General features: G+C 36.5%; 22 protein-coding genes. 5 read left to right on the forward strand and 17 right to left on the reverse strand.

What is annotated here, in order from left to right; translation table 11 throughout:
• Positions 1 to 501: 501 nt before the first annotated feature.
• The 3 genes from yajC to GSA01S_RS02935 all read right to left on the reverse strand — a co-directional run bounded on the left by yajC (position 502) and on the right by GSA01S_RS02935 (position 3,048).
• Complete coding sequence (gene yajC / locus GSA01S_RS02925; RefSeq protein WP_066124706.1) at positions 502 to 846, reverse strand: preprotein translocase subunit YajC; 345 nt, start codon at positions 844 to 846, stop codon at positions 502 to 504.
• A gap of 53 nt (positions 847 to 899) precedes the next feature.
• Positions 900 to 2,045: a tRNA guanosine(34) transglycosylase Tgt gene (tgt, locus tag GSA01S_RS02930; protein ID WP_066124707.1), complete on the reverse strand. Its 1,146-nt coding sequence runs from the start codon at positions 2,043 to 2,045 to the stop codon at positions 900 to 902.
• 244 nt (positions 2,046 to 2,289) lie between these two features.
• Positions 2,290 to 3,048: a glutaminyl-peptide cyclotransferase gene (locus GSA01S_RS02935; protein WP_066124709.1), complete on the reverse strand. Its 759-nt coding sequence runs from the start codon at positions 3,046 to 3,048 to the stop codon at positions 2,290 to 2,292.
• Positions 3,049 to 3,148: 100 nt separating this feature from the next.
• On the opposite strand from GSA01S_RS02935, the gene GSA01S_RS02940 reads away from it, so the two are divergent.
• On the forward strand, positions 3,149 to 3,778 hold the full coding sequence (locus tag GSA01S_RS02940; protein WP_066124711.1) for a lysophospholipid acyltransferase family protein: 630 nt from the start codon (positions 3,149 to 3,151) through the stop codon (positions 3,776 to 3,778).
• 132 nt (positions 3,779 to 3,910) lie between these two features.
• Here GSA01S_RS02940 and GSA01S_RS02945 read toward each other — a convergent pair whose 3' ends face one another.
• Entirely contained in the window at positions 3,911 to 4,417 is a 507-nt protein-coding gene (locus tag GSA01S_RS02945) for an acyl-CoA thioesterase (RefSeq protein WP_066124712.1), read from the reverse strand.
• A gap of 11 nt (positions 4,418 to 4,428) precedes the next feature.
• Positions 4,429 to 4,740: a metal-sulfur cluster assembly factor gene (locus GSA01S_RS02950; protein WP_066124715.1), complete on the reverse strand. Its 312-nt coding sequence runs from the start codon at positions 4,738 to 4,740 to the stop codon at positions 4,429 to 4,431.
• Positions 4,741 to 4,850: 110 nt separating this feature from the next.
• On the opposite strand from GSA01S_RS02950, the gene GSA01S_RS02955 reads away from it, so the two are divergent.
• Positions 4,851 to 5,666 (forward strand): Cof-type HAD-IIB family hydrolase, encoded by an 816-nt coding sequence (locus tag GSA01S_RS02955; RefSeq protein WP_066124718.1) that lies wholly within the window; start codon positions 4,851 to 4,853, stop codon positions 5,664 to 5,666.
• A 514-nt stretch (positions 5,667 to 6,180) separates the two neighbouring features.
• Here GSA01S_RS02955 and GSA01S_RS02960 read toward each other — a convergent pair.
• Positions 6,181 to 7,077: a metallophosphoesterase gene (locus GSA01S_RS02960; RefSeq protein ID WP_169792664.1), complete on the reverse strand. Its 897-nt coding sequence runs from the start codon at positions 7,075 to 7,077 to the stop codon at positions 6,181 to 6,183.
• Positions 7,078 to 7,522: 445 nt separating this feature from the next.
• On the opposite strand from GSA01S_RS02960, the gene GSA01S_RS02965 reads away from it, so the two are divergent.
• The 3 genes from GSA01S_RS02965 to GSA01S_RS02975 are packed head-to-tail and all read left to right on the forward strand — an operon-like array spanning position 7,523 to position 9,977.
• Positions 7,523 to 8,212 (forward strand): LexA family transcriptional regulator, encoded by a 690-nt coding sequence (locus GSA01S_RS02965; protein WP_066124721.1) that lies wholly within the window; start codon positions 7,523 to 7,525, stop codon positions 8,210 to 8,212.
• Between the two features lie 2 nt (positions 8,213 to 8,214).
• Positions 8,215 to 9,633, forward strand: a complete 1,419-nt coding sequence (locus tag GSA01S_RS02970; protein ID WP_066124722.1) for a Y-family DNA polymerase — start codon at positions 8,215 to 8,217, stop codon at positions 9,631 to 9,633.
• Positions 9,630 to 9,977, forward strand: a complete 348-nt coding sequence (locus GSA01S_RS02975; RefSeq protein WP_066124726.1) for a hypothetical protein — start codon at positions 9,630 to 9,632, stop codon at positions 9,975 to 9,977. Before GSA01S_RS02970 ends, GSA01S_RS02975 begins: the two co-directional genes overlap by 4 nt.
• A gap of 355 nt (positions 9,978 to 10,332) precedes the next feature.
• On the opposite strand, the gene GSA01S_RS02980 is transcribed toward GSA01S_RS02975, so the two are convergent.
• The 11 genes from GSA01S_RS02980 to truB form a co-directional block, all read right to left on the reverse strand.
• Positions 10,333 to 12,003 (reverse strand): formate--tetrahydrofolate ligase, encoded by a 1,671-nt coding sequence (locus tag GSA01S_RS02980; RefSeq protein WP_066124728.1) that lies wholly within the window; start codon positions 12,001 to 12,003, stop codon positions 10,333 to 10,335.
• A gap of 131 nt (positions 12,004 to 12,134) precedes the next feature.
• Complete coding sequence (locus tag GSA01S_RS02985; protein WP_066124730.1) at positions 12,135 to 12,929, reverse strand: phosphatidate cytidylyltransferase; 795 nt, start codon at positions 12,927 to 12,929, stop codon at positions 12,135 to 12,137.
• Between the two features lie 9 nt (positions 12,930 to 12,938).
• Complete coding sequence (uppS, locus tag GSA01S_RS02990; RefSeq protein ID WP_257876976.1) at positions 12,939 to 13,688, reverse strand: undecaprenyl pyrophosphate synthase; 750 nt, start codon at positions 13,686 to 13,688, stop codon at positions 12,939 to 12,941.
• A gap of 335 nt (positions 13,689 to 14,023) precedes the next feature.
• Positions 14,024 to 15,178 (reverse strand): molecular chaperone DnaJ, encoded by a 1,155-nt coding sequence (gene dnaJ / locus GSA01S_RS02995; protein ID WP_066124736.1) that lies wholly within the window; start codon positions 15,176 to 15,178, stop codon positions 14,024 to 14,026.
• A 247-nt stretch (positions 15,179 to 15,425) separates the two neighbouring features.
• Entirely contained in the window at positions 15,426 to 17,252 is a 1,827-nt protein-coding gene (gene dnaK / locus GSA01S_RS03000; RefSeq protein WP_066124738.1) for a molecular chaperone DnaK, read from the reverse strand.
• Between the two features lie 25 nt (positions 17,253 to 17,277).
• Positions 17,278 to 17,880, reverse strand: a complete 603-nt coding sequence (grpE, locus tag GSA01S_RS03005) for a nucleotide exchange factor GrpE (RefSeq protein WP_066124740.1) — start codon at positions 17,878 to 17,880, stop codon at positions 17,278 to 17,280.
• 21 nt (positions 17,881 to 17,901) lie between these two features.
• Positions 17,902 to 18,915, reverse strand: a complete 1,014-nt coding sequence (hrcA, locus tag GSA01S_RS03010; RefSeq protein ID WP_066124743.1) for a heat-inducible transcriptional repressor HrcA — start codon at positions 18,913 to 18,915, stop codon at positions 17,902 to 17,904.
• A gap of 467 nt (positions 18,916 to 19,382) precedes the next feature.
• Positions 19,383 to 20,279, reverse strand: a complete 897-nt coding sequence (locus tag GSA01S_RS03015; protein ID WP_066124744.1) for a YitT family protein — start codon at positions 20,277 to 20,279, stop codon at positions 19,383 to 19,385.
• 9 nt (positions 20,280 to 20,288) lie between these two features.
• Positions 20,289 to 21,443, reverse strand: coding sequence for a radical SAM family heme chaperone HemW (gene hemW, locus GSA01S_RS03020; protein WP_066124746.1), 1,155 nt, complete (start codon positions 21,441 to 21,443; stop codon positions 20,289 to 20,291).
• Positions 21,436 to 22,425 (reverse strand): riboflavin biosynthesis protein RibF, encoded by a 990-nt coding sequence (gene ribF / locus GSA01S_RS03025; protein WP_066124747.1) that lies wholly within the window; start codon positions 22,423 to 22,425, stop codon positions 21,436 to 21,438. The genes hemW and ribF overlap by 8 nt, the downstream gene beginning before the upstream one ends.
• A 25-nt stretch (positions 22,426 to 22,450) precedes the next feature.
• Positions 22,451 to 23,368 (reverse strand): tRNA pseudouridine(55) synthase TruB, encoded by a 918-nt coding sequence (gene truB, locus GSA01S_RS03030; protein WP_066124749.1) that lies wholly within the window; start codon positions 23,366 to 23,368, stop codon positions 22,451 to 22,453.
• Between the last annotated feature and the right edge of the window lie 106 nt (positions 23,369 to 23,474).

Consider the following 23,474-nt stretch of genomic DNA (forward strand, 5'->3'; position numbering starts at 1 on the left):
GATAGTTTTGCATGGTGGCGAAGGGGTGATGAATGATAAAATGATGTTTCTATTAGGTTTAGCTTCAATGAAAAAAATGACGCCGTTAATCGTGATCAACCTAAGCGTTAGTAACACGATTGTATGGTGTTGAATCTAAACGATAGGATTACATCGGTAAAAGGATGAACCTAAACGTTAGCATCAAAACGATAAATGGATGAAGCTAAGCGTTAGTATCACGACGATAAATGGATGAACCTAAACGTTAGTATCACGACGGTAAAAGGATAAACCTAAACGTTAGTATCACGACGGTATTAATGCTCTATGTTTAAAATTATTGTTACGACGTTAGAATCGAATCTGATAAATTTAATGTTATGAACCATCATCATAAATTTGTTACGAAAAAACTAATGTCTTGGCTGATGAATTTAACTATACGCATCATCATAAAAATGTAAGAAATAAAAATCCCACTAGTTTTGAGTGACTAGCGGGAAAATACCATTCAAGTTATTACGCTTCAGGTGCAACCTCTGCATCATGAACGATTTCTTCTTCAACTTCTTCCTCAACAGTAGTGGTCGGTTGAGTTGGCGTTGCTTCTTTAACCGTTGCGATAGCGGATAAATTAAATGTTAAATAAACACCTTCACAATCAATCACGACCGTTTGAGTAGCGCGATTAATTTCTTCTAAAATACCGTGTAAGCCACCAATTGTTACCACATGGTGTCCCGGTTGCATGTTTTCTAACATTGTTTTACGTTCTTGTGCTTGCTTCTTTTGTGGGCGAATCATTAAAAACCACATTACCCCCATCATCAAAGCAAAAGGTAAAAACGTTGCTATAAGTTCCATTCAAGTCATCCTCTCATAATTTAAATCACCTAATAATTATAACAAAATAATCATTAGAATGCACGAGCGTTTTCTTTATTATAACCATATCGCTCAAAGAAGTCTTCTTTAAACTCTAATAAAGAATCGTTCATAATATTTTCACGAACTTGTTTCATTAAATTCAATAAGAAATGAACATTATGGATAGAAGCTAGTCTTAAACCAAACATTTCATCGGCTTTGAATAGATGGCGTAAGTAAGCACGAGAGTAATTACGACAAGTATAACAATTACAATGCTCATCCAATGGACGAAAATCTCTGGCATATTTAGCATTTTTCACTACTAAACGTCCAGTACTTGTCATCGTTGTTCCATTACGAGCAATACGAGTGGCTAATACACAGTCAAACATATCAACACCGCGGATAGCACCATCAATTAACGCATCTGGTGATCCAACCCCCATTAAATAACGTGGTTTGTCTTTAGGCATAACGGGTGTTAAATATTCTAACACTTCATTCATTTCTTCTTTAGACTCACCCACGGATAAGCCACCAATTGAATATCCAGGGAAATCTAAGCTAATCATATCACGGGCATGTTGCAATCTTAAACCTTTATAACCTGCTCCTTGTAAAATACCAAATAACGCTTGGTCATGTGGTCGTTGATGAGCTTTTAAGCCACGCTCTGCCCAGCGAGTCGTGCGGTTAATTGATTTTTCCACATAATCATGTGTTTCATAAAATGGTGGACATTCATCAAAACTCATGATCATATCAGCACCTAAATTATTTTCAATATGAATCGCTTTTTCAGGCGTTAAAAACAATTTTGAGCCATTTAAATGATTTCTAAAATGAACGCCTTCTTCTTCAATACGACGGATATCACTCAATGAAAATACTTGGAATCCACCGGAGTCAGTTAAAATTCCTTGATCCCAGTTCATAAATTTATGTAAGCCGCCTGCTTCCGCTACTAAGTCATCGCCCGGTCGTAACCATAGATGATAGGTATTACTCAATACGACTTGGGCTCCCATCTCTTTTAATTCTTCAGGTGATAATCCTTTGACGGTTGCTAAAGTCCCAACGGGCATATACATTGGAGTATCAAAGGTACCATGTGGCGTATGTAATTTACCTAGTCTCGCGCCGGTATGTTTTTCTTCTTTAATTAATTCATAACGAATTACTGGTTCACTCAATTAGTTCGCCTCTTTCTTTTTGATTTGCTTTTCTATTGTATCAATGAATAGTCGTTTCGACAATTAATTTTTTAGTTTATTTGGATTCGGCAACCTGTGCACTCTCCATATTTGGTTTGATTTACATTTTTTCCACAATACTCAAACATTTATTCATAAGTGGTAATTAGGGGCGTGCTTTCTACAAAATCATCTTCAATGTTACGGAATAATCAAAACATTTATTGCGAGATGCAAAAATAGACTAAGTCAATTCAACTTCCCATATGATAGGAAATAATTTACCTGTCACATAAAACCGATTCCCTTCAATATGAGCAATGCCATTTAATACACGATCAGGATTAGCATCGGTAACATGAAGTTCCTCCACTAAATCGGTTAAGTCCCATACTTGTTCTACTTGACCATCTTCTAGATTTATTTTCACTATTTTATTGGTTTTCCATACATTCGCATAAATAGCCTCATTAGCATACTCCAACTCATTAATGCGTTCAATCATCTGATTGTTTTCAGTGACGGTTAAGGTGTCGAGTGCCACTAAGGTTTCAGGGTCTCGTTTGGTCAATTGGGCACTACCATCAGAAGTCCAAATCACATCAGCTTTGTCATCATAAGCCATTCCCCATCCATCCCCATCAAAAGTAATTTCCTCTAATAAAGTTAGATCATCTAATGAGCGTTTAAAAGCTTTTTCTTCTCGCCACGTAAATTGCCATAAATAGTCCGAAGTAGCGGTTAACCCTTCCCCAAAATAATCATCATCTAATTGATCTTGTACTTGAAAATCGCCAGTTTCTAAGTCAATCCAACCAATTTCCGATCCGCCATATAATCCTGTTCCTAATACTAAGCGATTCTCTATCACTTCCAAACCTTGGGTAAAGACGGGTTCATTGATGGGATATTGGTCAATTACTAATACTGAATCAGCTGCTTGCACTTTAACCGGCATAACAAGTATCCATAATAAAAATAAGCTTTTATATCGGTCTTTCACATTCATCACTCCTCGTGAGTTCATATTTAATTGTAGCTTATTTCTGAAAAAATTGGTAGAATTAAAGTTAGTGTAATATAGAAAGAAAGTAGGTTATCAAATGACCTTTTATCAATTTGCTGTTCATATGATTAAATTTATTTTCCACTTATTTAATGGAAAACCGCAAGTAAGTGGCTTAGAAAATCTTCCTGAGGATCAACCGCTTATTATCGCTAGTACGCATCGTTCAATGACAGACCCCTTCTTATTAGCAGATGTGGTCTATCCTAAAGAGGTTGCCTTTATGGCCAAAGATTCTTTATTTAAGCAAAAATGGTTAGCGAATTTATTAGCTAAGGGTAATGTTTTTCCAGTTAATCGTGAGAAACCATCCACTACAACCATTAAACATGCTGTCAATGTCTTAACAAAAGAAAATTTAAATTTAGGAATTTTCCCATCAGGTTCCCGTCATACCACCAAAATTAAAAGTGGAACGGCCTTTATCCAAAAACTAAGTAAAGCCACCATTGTACCGGTAGCCATCCAACCACCTATTGGTTTTTGGCAATTTATTACCCGTAAACGAGCTAAAATTGCCTTTGGACAACCGATTCCCTTTGATTCAACCCAAAAATATGACAAGGAAATGTTAGCCAAAGTCGATGCTCAAATCGCTGAACAATTCGCCTTATTAGATAAGCAACTAGACCCTGAGTATGTCTATGTACCTAAACCTAAAAAGTAACATATAGGATATACTTTAGGTTCTATACTGACTGTGTACGGTTATTAAGGCACAAAATCATATAGCTTATATAAAAAAAAGCCATCTCACTTTTTTCGCACTAACTTCGAAAAGAATGAGGTGGCTTTAATATTAATTTAAAGTTAAACGATTATTAAATTCTTTATCTTTCTCTCGGTCATTTAAACGTGCTGCACGACGTCTTTCATACCCTTCGCACACCAATTTTTCTTCATCAGTTTGCGGAATAACCGCTACGATACCTTCAGGATGTTCAGGCTTTTGGGTTGCTACAAAGGTTAAAAAAGCTGTTGCGGCTAAATAAGTTTTGCCTTTTTGTGGGTGTTCTCCCGTTACTTTACAAAACACTTCAACAGAGCGATTAGAAACTCCTGAAACAAAAGTATCAATCGTTACCGCATCCCCTTCCGGTAATGGTGCAATAAAATTTAATTGGTCCATTGACGCTGTTACCCCCACTAAACGGGTATGCTTAGCAAAAGCTAGGTAGGCGACACTATCAATCATTTCCATTAAACGTCCACCATATAATGTACCATGACCATTGGTATCACTTGGTAAGATATAATGAGTCGTCACTGTTCTTGAATCTTGACAATATTTTTCGTTTTTATCCATGTCCTACTCCTTTAAAATGGCATCCCTAAAGCAATTTTAGCATAACGCGACATGCGTTCAGGTCCCCAGGCCGGATACCACACAAATTCAATCATTACATCGCTAATACCATCGACTTTTAAGACAGCATTGCGTACATCCGTTACAATCACATCAGCTAAAGGACAGCCCATCGTCGTTAATGTCATATCAATCGCGCAAACGCCTTCATTGTTGACTTCAACATTGTATATTAATCCCAAATTTACTAAATCGATTCCTAATTCTGGGTCAATGACCGTTTCAAGAGCGGCCATCACTGCTGCTTGTGTTTCTTCATTCATCTCAACACCTCATTCTATTATACAAGATATATATTACTAGAATTATGGATTTTTGCAAGTTATTAAAATTCTGTTATAATAGAAAAGAAATTATTCAAAGGAGAGAAAGCATGAAACAACATTTAATTGCGATAGACCTGGATGGGACTACCTTAAATAACCAATCAAAATTAACACCTAAAACCATTCAAGCACTCCGTGCTGTTAGTGACCTTGGCCATCTCGTTTGTATTGTAACGGGGCGTCCTTACCGTAATAGTAGTGATATTTATCGGGAAATCGGGATCGAAGCACCGATGGTAAACTTCAATGGGGCGCTATGTCATTTCCCAGGCCGTGATCATTATATTCCGAGCTATCATTTAACTTTAGATAAAGAAATTGCTTTTGATTTATTTGCGAATCAAGATCGACTTAATATTGATTTATTGTGTGCTGAAGGCAAAGATCGCCTCTTTACTAGCTCAATGAATTTACCTGATAGTCCTTTCTATCCTTTTGATTTAGCCTTAGTCGACCGTTTAAATCGTGAATCTTTAACTTATAATCCAACGGCCATTACCGTCTTCTCACCTGAAGAAAAAACGGCTGACATTCGTGTCAAAATTGAAGAACATTATGGCGACCAAGTATCTGTTCGAACTTGGGGTGGTATCTTACCTTGTTTAGAAATTGTCCGTAAATCGATTAACAAAGCTGTCGGTGTCAAAGCTATCGCTGATTTTCATCGAATACCCGTTGATAATATTTTAGCTTTTGGGGACGAAAATAATGACTTAGAAATGTTAGAGTATGCTGGTTTAGGCGTAGCCATGAAAAATGCAACCGAAGAAATTAAAGCTGCAGCTAATGACATTACCCGCCTAACCAATGATGAAGATGGTTTAGCTGATTACCTTATCCGCTATTTTGATTTAACGATTTAAAGTGTAGATGCGTGATAGCGTCATGCAACCCTATTAATTTAGCGTTTAAATTGTAGATGTGTGATAGCGTCATACAGACATATTAATTTAGTATTTAAACTGTAGATGTGTGATAGCGTCATACAGACCTATTAATTTAGCATTTAAACTGTAGATGCGTAATAGCGTTTTACAGCTCTATTAATTTAGCGTTTATTATAATAATTAAACTCAAAGACATAAATAATCATAGGCTGATTAAGCACTCATCAAATATAAAAGAATAAGGGAGTGGGCAAGAAGTAGAAAATTAGATTATTTTCGCTTCGTCTACCCATCCTCGCACAATGGAGTGGCATCAAACGAGTCTCTAAAAAACAGTTTGATGCCACTCCATCTTTATGTTTATAAATAAAGAATACTATATTGATTGAATTTATGCCCAGTCTCTTAGTTTGATAAAGTTTCGATGTTATCCAATGACATCATAGGATACTGATACAGACTTTAAGGGCCAAAGCTAACCAAGTGACCATCACGGCATTATGCTATTGGTTGTCACATTTTTGAACTCATAAAAATACTTAAAGTCAGTCATAACTGCGCCTGTTGCACCGTCAATATCGATATAACGAACCCCACGGAAATCCCCTGTTTTTTCATCTCGTCCACAAAACATACCATAGACTAAACGAATTCCTTCCCACATCATTTCAGCATTATTTAAATGGTTATGTCCACAATAAACCGAGTCAATTTGTTCTGAAAAAAAGAACTCTGAAAATAGTCCAGTATTAATACGACTAAACGAGATACATTGATTCGGTTCTCTTAATTCTCCCGCTAAAATATTAACTCGCGCTTGATCATATTCTGGTAGCGGTGAATGCATAAATACTAAATTATACTTCATATCAGCATAACGCTGGGATACCTTTCTAAACCATTCTACTTGCCTAGGCAATATCCAGTCATTGGTACGATCTAGTCCAGGTGCTGTTCGACCAGAATCCATCACATAAAGAACGTTGGATAAACCCTTATCTCCTTTAATCATCACGGCATATTGTGACAAACCTTCAATCCATTCTTCATGTTCCCTTTTAACTTTATTTACGACAATCTCATTAAATATTTTTTCAATATCCACTCTGTCAAGACATCGTTCAGAATCATGATGGCCGTAGGTGATTGCTTTAGGCGCATGAAATTGGTTCAGAAAAGCAAAAAAGTTTCTGAAAATTAATTCTTCTTGCTCATTTTGATAAGTATTCACATAATCACCGGTTAACATAATTAAATCTGGTTTTAAAATTTCTAACGCTTGCTTGATATCTGTTAAAATTATTTGATCATTTTCGTCGAATGGATAATGATTTAAATGAATATCCGTAATTTGCACAATCCGAAATTGATTTGTTGGATTCATCATCAAATACATTACCTCACCCTTTCCCTAGTTTTATAATCTAAATATTAGCAAAGTAATGTAAACATTTTCTTAATTAACTGTATGGAAATTGTATGGAAATTGTAAATATTTGAGTAAACATTGAATGACAATTATTAAAAGATTTAAGGAGTGGGCAAGAAGTAGAAAATTAAATAATTTTCGCTTCGTCGGCCTACTCAACTACTGCACTTTTAAACATCGAGCAATGACTTGACTGGATTTTTCAAGCCTGTTCTCAACTGCTTTAAGATGCCGTTTGAAGCCACTCAACCACTGCGCTTTTAATTAAAGAACAATAATCTTAACTAAATTTATCAAGTTTATGTCCGCTTCGTCAGTTACAAAACTAACTTTTGATTGCTTTCCGCTACAAAGCGTGCTAAAATATAGTTAGTTATCAAACTTACACAAAGGAGTGATTTTAATGTTTTCTGGCCAACAATTAAAAAAACGTCGTGAAGAGCTTGGCTTATCACAAAGTCAACTTGCGAAACAAGTCGGTGTGAGTCGTGCTTCATATTTCAATTGGGAAGCGGACAAGACGCGTCCTAATCAAAAAAACTTAGATTTATTAGCGGAATTGCTAGAGGTGACTCCGACTTACTTCGAATCGGAATATGAGATTGTTGATTTATATTTGCAACTCACCCCACCGAATCAACAAGTCGTACTCAATTATACGCAAAAGACATTAGATGATCAGCTTCAACAAGAAAAAACAGCTCAACCCATCCAATTATTCGAATACCGTGTTTACGAGAAGTTATCAGCTGGGACGGGATATTCTGCAATGGATGATCGCAATTATGAGACGGTTTATTTCGATGAAGAAATTGATTACGATATTGCCTCTTGGATTTATGGGGATTCCATGGAACCGAAATATTTAAATGGTTCAGTTGCCTTAATTAAAGACACTGGTTTTGATTATGATGGTGCGATTTATGCTGTGGTTTGGGACGGTCAGACTTATTTGAAGAAAGTTTACCGTGAAGCAGAGGGTTTAAGACTGGTTTCACTTAATAAAAAATATGCTGATAAACTAGCCCCTTATGATGAAGAACCACGTGTTGTCGGCAAAATCGTCGGTAATTTTATGCCCTTGGAGCGATAATAATGGGCTATATTGATTATTCGCGAGAGCCTCGCTCTGATATCGCGTTTATCGATATGAAATCCTTCTATGCCAGTGTTGAATGTGTTGAATTAGGCTTAAATCCACTGACGACTTCCCTGTGTGTGATGAGTCGTTCAGATAATTCAAATGGTTTAATTTTAGCGTCTTCCCCTTTATTTAAAAAGGTCTTTGGTAAGAAAAATGTGAGTCGTAGCTATGATTTACCTTTTAATATTCAAACCCGTCGTTTTGATCCTTATATTGCTAAAAAACAAGGATTAAAAAGTGATTTAAGAACTAAACAATATATTGAATATTGGGCACAACGTACGTATATTGTGCCACCACGTATGGGTTTATACATTGAGCGTAATCTAGAAATCCAAGCCATTTTACAAAATTATTCCCCTAAAGAAGAGATATTGCCTTATTCTATTGATGAGGGATTTATCGATTTAACGCGTTCACTTGATTATTTTATTCCTGACCGTATTACGACCAATCGCAAAGTAAAGCTAGATCAAATTTCTAAAAAAATTCAGACCGATATTTTTCAAGCAACCGGCATCTATTCTACGATTGGTATGAGCAATGCGAATCCCCTACTCGCTAAGTTAGCACTGGATAATGAAGCCAAGCATAATCGCAATATGCGAGCTAATTGGTCTTATGAAGATGTCGAAACCAAAGTATGGCAAATTCCTAAGTTAACTGATTTTTGGGGTATTGGTAGTCGAACGGAAAAACGACTTAATAAATTAAAAATCTATTCGATTAAAGAGTTAGCCAATGCTAACCCTGATGATTTAAATAAAGAATTTGGTATTATCGGTCTACAATTATGGTTTCATGCTAATGGTGTAGATGAAAGTAATGTGTTAGAACGATACCATCCTCGCGCTAAAGGAATTGGTAACTCACAAATCTTACCTAAAAATTATTATTTACAATCCGATATTGAATTAGTGCTAAGTGAAATGGCCGAGCAAGTCGCGATTCGCTTACGGCGTGTCCACAAGAAAGCAACGAATGTGGCAATTCATATAGGTTTCAGCAATGATGTAGACGTAGCTAGTATCAACACCCAAATGAAGATTGATCCTACTCAAAGCACCAAGCGCTTAACTCAATATGTCCTCACTCTTTTTCGTAAAAAATTTAAGGGACATCCTGTAAGAAGTATTGCGGTACGTTATAGTGGTTTAGTGGATGAAGTTTATACCTTTTACACCTTATTTGATGATCCCATTAAATTAGATAAACAAGAAAAAATGGATCATGCCATTGATGAAATCCGCAGTAAATATGGTTTTCTTGCGGTTCAAAAAGCGAATTCGCTATTGGAAAATTCGAGAATGGTCGCACGTAGTAAGTTAATTGGTGGACATTCTGCAGGAGGGTTAGATGGTTTATCATGATTGATCGCAGTTATTTACCTTTTCGTTCTGCTCGCATGTACCATGATCGTAAGATGGCTAAATGGATGGGATTTTTCTTATCAGAACATAATAGTGCCTTAAATGATAATGGCGATGTCATTGATTTTTCAAAAGCTTTATCACTCGATGAAAAACTGTTATTACTTTCTCAAGCTTATGTTCATCAATTGACCATCAATTTTGTCGTTGGTACCGAAACCATTACCGGAACGATTACGGTACTAAATACCGAACAAATTGGTGTCCAAACTAAGCAACATTACCATTTTATTCCGATTAAAGATATTATTACCATGCAATTAGCCGATGAAATTGAAAGTTAAGAGGAGTATCAAAGACGTTTTGCTTCCGTCATGATACTCCTCTATTTTTTTAACATTTATCCTGCAACGCACTTACTAGAGGTTTCCTTTTCGTCACAATCCCTTATGATTGACTTACTAGACAAAATAAAGGATTGAGTTGCAAGTTAATAGTTATCCAATGAAAAACAATACGCTTCATTTACTAAAATACGCTCTTAATAAGGACTTAGCTCACAAATCCCCGCTATTGAATTACTCAAAAACGTTAAAAGCATCATTAACCTCACCAGTTTCGACTTCAAAATTACTATTAAACTTAATGAATATCGAGCATTTTTAATACGCTACATTTTATCCAAGCAAACCCCCAGGATTAAAACAAGCCTGTAATTGTACCGTCATTATCAATATCGATTGATTCAGCTGCTGGAACTTTTGGTAAGCCGGGCATGGTCATAATTTCCCCGGTAATCACGACGATAAAGCCGGCGCCCGCCGATAATCGCAATTCCTTAACCGTTATATCAAAATCTTCTGGCGCCCCAATTAACTGAGGTTTGTCAGAAAAGGAATATTGAGTTTTGGCAATACATATCGGTAAATTAGCAAAGCCCAAATTCGTCAATTGTCGTATTTGTTTACGCACTTTTTTATCATAGACAACATGGCTACCATGATAAATTTTTTGTACTACTTTGGTAATTTTTTCTTCGATACTATCGTCTAATTCATAGGCATAACGTAATGGAGCGGGCGTTTTTTCAGTCATCGCCACTACTTTTCGCGCTAAATCAGCGCCACCTTTCCCCCCTTGAGCCCACACATCAGAAAGGACCACTTCTGCATCTAAACTTTGACATAAGCTCAAAATTTCTTGTAATTCAGCTTCAGTATCCGTCGGAAATTTATTAATAGCCACGACAACTGGTACACCATAGACTGTTTGCAAATTAGTTAAGTGGCGTTGAAGGTTCGGTAAACCTTGTTTAACGGCTGCAATATTTTCCGGATTTAAGTCAGTCTTGGCTACACCACCATGCATTTTTAAAGCGCGTACCGTGGCCACCAATACCACTGCGTGAGGATTCAATTGGGCAGTACGGCATTTAATATCGAGAAATTTCTCCGCCCCTAAATCAGCTCCAAATCCAGCTTCCGTCACGACATAATCGGCTAAATTAAGTGCGGTACGAGTCGCAATGACACTATTACAACCGTGTGCAATATTCGCAAAGGGGCCGCCATGAATAATAGCAGGTGTATGTTCCAGAGTTTGGACAAGGTTAGGCATGATTGCTTCCTTTAATAAAACAGTCATAGCACCGGCCGCTTTTAAATCAGCTGCTGTTACCGGTTCACCAAAAACATTATAGGCCACAATAATTTTAGCAATCCGTGATTTTAAATCCGCTAAATCTTCTGCTAAACATAAAATCGCCATAATCTCACTGGCAACGGTTATATCATACCCATCTTCACGCGGGACACCATTGGCACTGCCTTGTAGCCCGGATACGATATGGCGTAATTGACGATCATTCATATCAACCACGCGTTTCCAAACGATGGTGCGTGGATCAATTTGCAAATGATTGCCTTGATGAAGGTGATTATCTAACATCGCCGCTAATAGATTATGAGCAGCACTAATCGCATGGAAGTCTCCAGTAAAATGTAGGTTGATATCCTCCATTGGAACGACTTGAGCACGTCCACCACCAGCTGCACCCCCTTTTAAACCAAAGACCGGTCCCAAGGACGGTTCACGTAATGCTAAGGCAGCCTTTTTTCCAATATAATTTAAACCATCTGCTAATCCTACCGACGTCGTTGTTTTTCCTTCCCCTGCTGGTGTCGGTGAAATAGCCGTCACTAAAATTAATTTCCCCGGATTTTTAGCGGGTAATTTCTTATAGTCTATTTTAGCTTTATATTTTCCATAATGATGGAGTTGTTCATCTGAAATAGCTAACTTTTCTGCAATTTGATCAATGGGTGCCATTTCAACTGAATGCGCAATCTCAATATCTGTTAAATAACTCATCTCGCACCTTCTTTACTTTCTAACAAATCAATAATTAAATCTCATTATACTAATTATTTTTTCATTTTTCAAATAGGTTTATTCCACACAAAAAGCACCCTCAACCTAATAAGAATGAAGATGCTGAATTTTTATTGAAATAAATTGAGCCAAATCATAAACATAAAGCTCGCAAAAATTAAACTATCAAATCGGTCTAATACTCCACCGTGTCCTGGTAAAAATTTTCCTGAATCCTTAACATTAAAATGACGCTTTAACGCTGATTCAACTAAATCACCAAATTGTCCGACTAGCGATAAGATAATACTCAATAGCCAAACATGATTGGTATCACCTAAATTAGGTTGGAAAATAAAAACAAAGACAACACCAGCAAGCATCGCACAAAGGACACCCCCAATAGAACCTTCAATCGTTTTGTTGGGACTGACTTCCGGTGCTAGTTTATGTTTACCATAGGTTCTACCAATAAAATAAGCGCCAATATCAGTGGCCCAAATCACAATGAATAGATAAGCTAATGTGACTAGGCCCATATCTCGAATTAAAATAATAAAACGAAAGCCAAACCCTACGTATAAAGCTGCAAACATTAATACCGATACTTCTTCAAAGTTGATTTCTTTATAACCATAGACGGTTAAAACCAACAGCCCCATTCCACACAAATAAAATAAAAACTGAGAATTGAAATTAGTAATCCAACTTAAATTATAGTGTTCTGGCAAAACGATTAAAGCGACTGCAAGCGAAGAAATCAATCCAATCGCATTAAAATATTGAATCTGTTTCATGCGAGCAATTTCAAATAATCCTAAAATAGCTACTACCAGGATGCCATACGCGAAAGGATGACTTCCTAAATAAACAAAGGGAATAAGCACTGCTATCCCCATTATCGCCCCAATAATTCTTGTTCTCATCGGTCCCTCCTAAACTTTTCCGAAACGACGGTTACGATTACTAAAAGCAACCAAGGCTTCTTCAAAATCTTTTTCAGAAAAATCTGGCCACAAGACATCTGTAAAATACAATTCGCTATAAGCGGATTGCCATAATAAGAAATTACTTAAGCGTTGCTCACCGCTAGTTCTAATCACCAAGTCAGGTTTTGCGATGGCTCCATAACGTGCAGTGAATAAATAATCTTCAACTAATGCCTCATCAATTTGATCTATCTCAATGGCACCCTCTTTAACTTTTTGACTAATCGCCTGAATGGCCTGAATCATCTCTTGTTGTCCACCATAATTAATCGCAAAGTTTAATACTAGTCCAGTACAATGCGCACTTTCAGCAATCGCTTTATTTAAAATGTTTTGGGTATCCTCAGGTAATTTGGTAATATCACCAATACATTCAACACGACAATTATTTTCAATTAATTCTGGTAAAAATGACGAGAAAAAATCACCCGGTAATTTCATTAAAAAGTTGACTTCATCTTGAGGTCGTCCCCAATTTTCGGTTGAAAAAGCATAAAGTGTGATTAACTTAATGCCCTTATGATTAGCATATTTGGTGATACGCTTAATAGTTTCGACTCCACGTTTATGGCCGGCTACACGCGGCATGAATCTTTTTTTAGCCCAACGTCCATTGCCATCCATAATAATCGCAACATGCTGGGGTATCGTTTGTAATTCTTTAGACATGTTATATAATCCTTTTCCCTTTTTAATTCTAAACTTAAATTTATTATATCAAAAAATCCTAGAGAATAGAATAGTTCTGTCATTTTGTCTGATAACCACTGTCGCTATCATCGTAATCTATCTGTTTACAGCTAAAAAACGCTAAAACGCATTACATATTAACGATAATAAAAAATAAAAACCGACACCTACTAGCTAGGGTACGCTAACTAGTAAGGCCGGTTTGATAACTCATTCAGTTGACTATCAAAAGCACAATGAGAAGATGTTTAAGTTACACATTGTTATAAATTATTTATTCTATCTCTGCATTACAAACAGCTTGCCATCTCCACTTTTAAAGTCAACTCAGTGAGAATATATTATTTGCCGTCAAACATATCTTTTACTTTGTTAAAAAAGCCTGGGTCATGTCCTTTTACACTCGATCCGCTTTCTTTGGCTAAGTCTTTAAATAATTGTTTTTCTTTATCAGATAACTTAGTTGGTGTTACCACTTTGACGGTTACATGTTGATCGCCATTGCCTGTTCCACGTACACTTGGTGCTCCCTTGCCTCGTAGTCGGAAAGTGGTATCCGTTTGAGTACCCGCTGGAACTTTAAGTTTTACATTACCATGAACCGTTGGCACAGTAATTTCGTCACCTAAGGCCGCTTGTGCGAAATTAATAGGTAAATTGTAGAAAATTTCAGTACCATTACGTTCAAATTTATCACTTGGTTTCACACGGAAAATAACGTAAAGATCGCCATAAGGACCTCCATTTTTACCGGCTTCACCTTGTCCTGATAAACGCATTTGTTGATCATCATCAACACCTGCTGGGATAGTAATTTTAACAGAATGATCTTTATTTTCAATACCTGAACCATGACAAGTATGACATTTTTCTTTAATTTCTTTACCTGTACCTTGACAGACATCACAGACTGTTTGAGTCATCACACGACCAAATGGTGTATTACGTTCTACTTGAATCGCACCTGTTCCATGACATTTTGAACAAGTTACGGGTTCTGTACCTTCTTTGGCTCCGGAACCATGACAAGTATGGCATTCTTCGTTACGCTTATACGTAATAGTCGTTTCTTTCCCGAAGATGGCTTCTTCAAAAGTTAAGGTTACACGATATTGTAAATCATTTCCTCGTTGAGGAGCATTTGGACGACGACTGGCACCTCCCATGCCGCCACCAAAGAATGTATCGAAAATATCTTCAAAGCCACCAAAGCCACCGGCACCACCGCCGAAACCTCCAAAGCCGCCACCAAAGCCACCACCAAAGTTAGGATCATTGGCTGCATGACCATATTGATCATATGCTGCTCGTTTTTGACTATCGCTTAGAACTTCATACGCTTCTGTTATTTCTTTAAATTTTTCGTCCGCACCCGGTTCTTTATTAATATCCGGATGATATTGTTTTGAGAGTTTACGGTATGCTTTTTTTATTTCTGCATCTGAGGCATCGCGTGAAACACCTAGGACTTCATAATAATCACGTTTAGTTGCCATTTTCAACCTCCTTCGTTGTAGACTTATCTATCATAATCAAAAATTAAGAATTTATCAATATTCCTCTGAAAAATACTAAATAGGAGTGAGCTGGAAGCCAAGACTCATCGTTTCTGACTTCCTCGCCCACCCCAGCTATCATACTAAATTATTAGGTTGTTCGAATGTATTTAATAACAAAATCCTTCATTAAAGTCTAACATTATCTTCAAAACGAATCAGACCTTACAATCTTTTTAGCAGTTGATTATTCGTCTACTTCTTCGAAGTCAGCATCTACTACGCCGTCATCATTTTGGTTATCTGAAGTTGCTTCAGCACCTGCTGCTGCTTGTTGTGCTGCTGCCGCTTGTTCATATAATTTAACGGTTAAGTTTTGAACTACTTCATTTAATGCATCACGTTTAGCTTTCATTGCTTCTAAGTCGTTTGCTTCAACGGCTGCTTTCAATTCATCACGTGCTGCTTCTGCTTCTTTAACTTCTTCTTCAGATACTTTGTCTTTTAATTCATCTAAAGTTTTATCAGTAGCGAAGATTAATTGATCCACTTCATTACGTAAGTCAGCTTCTTCACGACGTGCTTTATCTGCTTCTGCGTTGGCTTCAGCATCTTTCACCATACGATCGATTTCTTCATCAGTTAAACCTGAAGATGATTTAATCGTAATCGTTTGTTCTTTTTGAGTACCTAAATCTTTTGCACTTACGTTAACGATACCGTTTTTGTCAATGTCAAAAGTTACTTCGATTTGAGGGATACCACGTGGTGCAGGTGGAATATCCGTTAATTGGAAGCGACCTAATGTTTTGTTGTCAGCTGCCATTTGACGTTCACCTTGTAATACGTGTACATCTACTGCAGGTTGATTATCAGCTGCGGTTGAGAACACTTGTGATTTAGATGTTGGAATTGTAGTGTTACGGTCAATTAATTTAGTGAACACACCACCCATTGTTTCAATACCTAATGATAATGGTGTTACGTCTAATAAGACGATATCTTTCACATCACCTGAGATAACCCCACCTTGGATAGCAGCACCCATTGCAACCACTTCGTCTGGGTTAACTGATTTGTTAGGCTCTTTACCAGTTTCTTTACGAACAGCTTCAACCACTGCTGGAATACGTGTTGAACCACCTACTAAGATAACTTCGTCAATTTCAGATTGTGATAAACCAGCATCTTTAATTGCTTGACGAACAGGTTGTTTTGTACGTTCTACTAATTCATGGGTTAATTCTTCAAATTTCGCACGAGTTAATGATAATTCCATATGTAATGGACCTTCTGCTCCTGCTGTAATGAATGGTAAGCTAATTTGTGTTGAAGTCACACCAGATAAATCTTTTTTAGCTTTTTCAGCAGCATCTTTCAAACGTTGTAATGCCATTTTATCTTTCGATAAGTCAATACCATTTTCTTTTTTGAATTCTGCTACTAAATAATCCATAATTTTTTGGTCAAAGTCATCTCCACCTAAGTGGTTGTCTCCTGATGTAGATAATACGTCGAATACGCCGTCACCTAATTCAAGAATTGAAACGTCGAAGGTACCGCCACCTAAGTCGAATACTAACACTTTTTCTTCTTTATCCGTTTTATCTAATCCATAAGCTAAAGCTGCTGCTGTCGGCTCGTTAACGATACGTTCTACTTCTAAACCAGCAATACGACCAGCATCTTTTGTCGCTTGACGTTGAGCATCGTTGAAGTAAGCAGGAACCGTAATAACAGCTTTTTCAACTTTTTCACCTAAGTAATCTTCAGCAAAACCTTTTAAGTATTGTAAAATCATTGCTGAAATTTCTTGTGGTGTGTAGTCTTTGCCACCCATTGAAACTTTATGGTCTTCACCCATATAACGTTTAATTGAGCTTACAGTGTTAGGATTTGTCACTGCTTGACGTTTTGCAACTTCCCCTACTTGAATTTCATCGTTTTTAAAAGCAACAACTGAAGGTGTGGTACGATTACCTTCTGGGTTTGGAATAATTTTTGCTTCTCCACCTTCTAAGACAGAGACAGCTGAGTTTGTAGTACCTAAGTCAATACCAATAATTTTAGCCATTTTACATTTCTCCTTTATAATTTAATTATTGAGATACAATAACCATTGCTGGTCGTATCACGCGTTCATGCAATAAATATCCTTTTTGTAAAACATTGATTACCACGTCAGAATCTTGACCTTCTTCTGCTTCCATCACGCTGACTGCTTGGTGGAAATTAGGGTCAAATTTTTCTCCCATTGGATCAATGACTTTAATGTTTTCACTTTCCAAAGCATTTTGTAATTGTGAGAGAACCATCTCAACACCTTTTTTCAATGCTTTAGCGTCATCAGAATTAGTCTCGCTTTGTAAAGCGCGTTCTAGATTATCAACTACTTCTAACATTGAAGTTGCTAATTTTTGCGAACGATATTTTGCTAAATCTTGACGATCCTTAGCATTCGTTCTTTTCATATTCGCAATTTCAGCTTGTAATCTTAGCACTTGGTCTTCTAGAGCATCATTTTTTGCTTCTAATTCAGCAAGTGGATTCTCTTCCACCTTTGTTTCTACTGTTTCATCAACAGTTGAGCTTGCTTCTACTTCTGCTGTTGTTTCTTCAACATCTTTGGTAGTTTGGGATTCAACTTCAACTTCTGAAACATCTTTTTCTAATTCTTCATTACGTTTGTTTTCTTCTGCCACTACGATACCTCCTTTTAATTGTTAATAATTCGATAGTTCGATTAATAAATCTTGCATTCCTGTCATAATTTTATGATAAGGCATTGTCGCAGGACCTACCAAACCAAAGGTAATGACATGATTGCCAATTTTACTTTTCGCCGTAACGATACTTACATTTTTAAAGTGATACGGTGGCGTTGTAAAATCAAATGTGACATTCAAACCAACTTTTGCATCAGTTAAAATTTGATACCAGGCTTCGTTTCCATCGATTAAATCAAACAAAGTGCGCCAGCCTTCAGTTGGTAGTTCTGGATCAATGAGATCAAACAAATGATTTTTTCCTGCAACATGATAATACTGACTGTCATGTGCTTCGTTTGCCTTTTTGATTAAAGAGGCAAAATTCAATTGTACTGAAACAGCCTGTTGAATTTTTAAGGGAATTGTCAATTTCATACGTTGATACACATCATCTAATGTTAAATCGATCAATTCATCTTGAATAATTTGTTCAATCTTATCGATTGCCTCGTCTTTTAAAGCATATGGTAAATCAAATAATTGACTTTCAACCTGTCCATGGTCACTAATCACTGACGCAATGAGTTGATAATCCGATAATTTGGTTAATTTAAAATCGCGCATCCTACGATGACTCAGATTCGAAATCAAAACGACAACCGGATAACCAGTATATTGTGCTAACTGATTAGTCGCATGTAAGACAAATTGTTGAACATCATAATATCGTTCACCAAATAACTTATTTGATTGTTCTGGCTTATTTTCAGACTCTTGCTTTATTTGTTCGATTAATTGATCAATGTAAAATTGGTAGCCTTCATAAGAAGGAATACGACCACTTGAACTATGAGCTTTCATTAGAAACCCTAATTGCTCGAGCGCCATCATATCATTACGAACAGTAGCTGGACTTACTTGTAAGACACTTCTTTGCAATAAAGTCCTCGAACCGATAGGTTCTTCGGTCTCTCCGTACAATTTAACAATCAACTGTAATATCTGTTGTTGTCTAGGCGTTAAATTCATCTATTTTTCTCACCTCACTAATTAGCACTTATATACTTGGAGTGCTAACCTATCTATATCATACACCCTACTATAGCCTTTGTCAACACTTTTTAATAAAAAATTAGCACTCTTTTACAGAGAGTGCTAATCAACAGAAGGTTGTTATTATAAGGTTTTGTATAACAATGATAAAATGTTTAGTTTAAAATAGAAAATAATTGCTAAAAACAAAGCTATTAATCGAGTCATAAAAAAGTTGGTTAGGGCTCCTGTACTAACAGTTACTTCATACAGAGAGTTAGCTATTTGCTTTATAACTTTCGTAATCGTCTCTTTGCTTCCATCTCATAATGAGTAAGTTTCGATTGAAGGCAATAATGGCTTTTAGGTCGCAATACCAGACTTTCCATTGATTAATCCATCATCAAAACATGGTAGCGACTTGAAATGACTAGCTTTTACTATATTACCATGTCCCTAATAAATTAAGGTTCATTACCAGAAAGGTTGGTCACTGCCGGTGTATCATTTTCAGGTTCGATAAAGAAAGTAAAGCCTTCGCCGACTACTTGATGAATATCGGTGACGGTTACAAATGCCTTAGGGTCAATTTCATGAACAATTTTTTGTAATGCCAGTAATTGACGCTCGCTAATAACAATATATAGCACATGCTTTTCCAGTTGCGTATAAAAACCATAACCATTTAATACTGTAATACCACGATCTAATGTATCGGTAATTTTCTGTGCGATCGCTTGATGCTCATTTGAAACGATCGTAACAGCTTTACGTGGGTTAAATCCTTCCAAAATAAAGGAAAGAACTTGACTTGTAATCAATAAAGTAATGACCGTCATCACACCTTTTTCTAAGCCGATGACAAAGGTTAAGGGGGTAATAATCATAATGTCTAAAATTAACAAACCACGCGCCACGCTAATCCCTAAATATTTTTTCATCATTAAGGCTAAAATATCTGTACCCGCAGTAGTTCCATTACCATGGATAACAATCCCAACGGATAATCCGATTAGAAAACCGGCTACTAAAGGTGCAACAATAGTATTTTCAGGAATAAATGCTCCTAAATGGATATATTGTAAAAAAATTGATAATGACGCAATTGCTAAAATTGTATAAAAAATAGTCTTCTTATCTAAAAACTTCCAACCGATAATTAGTAAGATCGTATTCACCACAAAACTAACAATAGCATTATTCCAATTAAAAACATATAGAAAGAATAATGAGAACCCCGTGATACCACCTTCACCTAATTCATTCGGAATAATCACTGAATTAATCGCAATCGAAAAAATGAAATTACCTAATAATACCAAAAAGATATTCACCAAAATTCTAATATGATCTTTTTTCATAAGCTCCCCCTATTTTGTAATAGTCCCTAATAGATCACGAAATACCGTATCTGCTAAAAACAATCCCCGATTCGTTAAATAGACATGGTCATCGGCAATATTTAATAAGCCATTGTGTTGTTGTTCTACAAAAAAATCACCAAACAATTCGGTCGCATTTTGATTAAAACGCTCCGTAAATTCACTTAAATAGAAACCTCGTGTCGTTCTTAAAGCTAAAAATAAAAATTCTTCCATCTGATCAGACTCTGTTAATGGCAATCTATTCACAACCGGTTTTTGATTCGCTTCGGTAGCTTTTAAATAATGATGAACGGGGCCATTATTATAGTATCGAACATTATCAATAAAACCATGTGCTCCTGCGCCAAAACCATAATATGGCGTATAATGCCAATATTTTAAATTATGACGTGACTCGAATCCAGGTCGTGCAAAGTTACTCACTTCATATTGCTCAATACCGTTCTCTTGTAAACGGCGAATGGCTAACTCAAACATATCGGCATCTACATCTTCAGAGGGCAATGGTAGTTTGCCTTCTCTTTGTAATTGTTGAAAAACCGTTTGATTTTCAATGATCAAAGAATAGAGTGAATAATGTGGTAAGTCTAATGATAAGGCTTTAGTTAAACTATCATCAAAATCGGCTAATGTTTGTCCCGGTAGTCTAAATATCAAATCAATACTTAAATTCGTTAGTCCAGCTTCTCTTAACCATTCAATACATTGATAAACATGACGTTCACGATGATTACGACCAATTTTTCGCAATAACAAATCGTTAAAACTCTGTACCCCCATACTCACGCGATTAACACCAAAACACTTCAATAATTGACATTTTTCTGGAGTTAATTCACCAGGATTAATTTCAAATGTATACTCCGTTTGATCATCATAGGGTAATATTTGTTGGATGTTCTCCAATAATTGCGTCAATTCTTCAATATTTAAGCAACTTGGTGTGCCACCACCTACATAAATCGTATCAAATGGTTTGGTAGACTTTACTTCATCCATATATAATCGCATTTCATTGGCTAAGCCCGCTAAATAACAACCTACTGGTTGTCCATCATAGAAATATTTATTAAAGGCACAATAATGACAAGTTTTCTTACAAAATGGAATATGGATATAAACAGCATCCGCTCTATTCATCATCTTTCACCTTTTCATTAACAGATGTCGTTGACTGTTGTGCTAGCTGCTCAAAATACGTTTTTGTGTTCATTAAATCTTGGTCTAATTGATGAATGAGACCTTCAATGCCATCAAATTTCATTTCACCACGCAAATAATGATGCCATCTTACTTTTACAAAATGTCCGTAAATGTCTTGCTCAAAATCTAATATATAGACTTCACAGGTTTTTTGGCGATTCGCCTCAAACGTAATATTATAACCAATGGATGCCATGCCTTGATACCATTTTCCATCAACTTCAATCTCGCAGACATAGACCCCAACACCTGGTAATACCTCTTGCGGATTAATTTGCACATTAGCTGTAGGATAGCCAATTGTGCGTCCTCTTTTATCCCCGTGAACGACCTTTCCGCTAGTTTGATATAAATAACCAAGCTCTTCATTGGCGATTTCGATTTGATTGTTTACCAATAATTCCTTAATATTGGTAGTCCCAACTTTTAAATTATTATTTTTTAATTCTGGAACTTCAATGACGTCAAAACGCCCTTTAGCATGTTCGGGCAATGTTTTCATATTGGCAAGCTCTTGTTTACCATAGGTATAATCAAAACCGGCTACCACCGTAACCGCTCCGAGATCGACAATGTAACGATCTACAAACTCTTGAGGACTTTGCGTACCGAATTCTATTGTATAGTCTATTAAATACAATACATCTACCTCTAATGCACGCAATAGCTCAACTTTACGATCTAATAAAGTCAAATAAGTGACATCATCTGGGTTTAATTGACGGTAAATAATTTTGGGATGCTGATTAAAAGTCATTACTGCTAAAGGCATCTGTTTTTCAATCGCAATTTTTTTCGCTGTATTAATAACCGCTTGGTGCCCTCGGTGTACACCGTCAAAGAAACCTAATGCTAAGACAATCGGCCCAGGAAAAATTTGTTCTTGATTATAGGGATGATGTAATTTTATTATATTCATTACGAAACCCTTCTTTCTAGTAATCTTATTCGTTCTCGACGAACATTCTTAATGGTTTTAATAAATTTGGTTTTAAGGGATGGGGTTGGTAAATGGCCCGAGCCAATCCTTGATAAAATAAGACGGTTGGTTCCGACACTAATGAATTAAAATAATCATGTGGTAATAATTTCCCATGTTGAACATCATGATATTGTGATTCTGTTAAGATGATGCTTGGAAATTCAGTCAGCGCTGATTCAATCGGGCAAATTGCCTCGTTAATGGTTCCTTGTTCAACTGCTACTTGAACTTGATCAAGCGTTAACGCTTGCTGTTGATTGAAACCACCCGTTGCATTGCGTGTTAGCCGCGACATGTGGCTGGCAAATCCTAGTTTTTCCCCTAAATCAACGGCTAAAGTACGAACATAAGTGCCTTTGCCACAAACAACATGAAAATCCCAAGTTTGGGTTTGTTGACTTTCATTGTAAACAGGCTCACTGGTACGTATAAAGGAATCAATTTGGACTTGTCTTACCGGACGATCCACTTTTTCCCCAGCTCGTGCATATTCATACAGTTTGCGACCATTGACTTTCACCGCTGAATAATACGGTGGAACCTGATTGATAACCCCTTCCATTTCAGCCATTTTGTGATCAATTAACTCGGTAGTGACGGGAGTTAACACAGGGGTAGTCGACACTTTTTCTCCACTAGCGTCTTCCGTTTCAGTCGAATATCCTAAAGTAATCGAACCTTGATATTCTTTTTGTCCATCCATTAATAATTCAACCAATTTGGTTCCTTCGCCTAAGCAGACTAGTAAAACTCCGTCTACATCTGGGTCGAGTGTCCCAGTATGGCCAATTTTTTTCATTTTTAATATTTTGCGCAGACGAAAAACGACATCATGACTGGTCATGCCTTTTTCTTTCCAAATGGGTAATAAGCCTCTCATGTTGTGCCTCTCTCCTTTACATACAAAATTAATTATATCAGATATTGCTTTCATTTGTGAGTGATTAACTCATTTTTCATTATATATTTAATAAATACTTTTGATT

It is taken from the genome of Globicatella sanguinis NBRC 15551, assembly GCF_001552295.1.
Lineage (GTDB): Bacteria > Bacillota > Bacilli > Lactobacillales > Aerococcaceae > Globicatella > Globicatella sanguinis.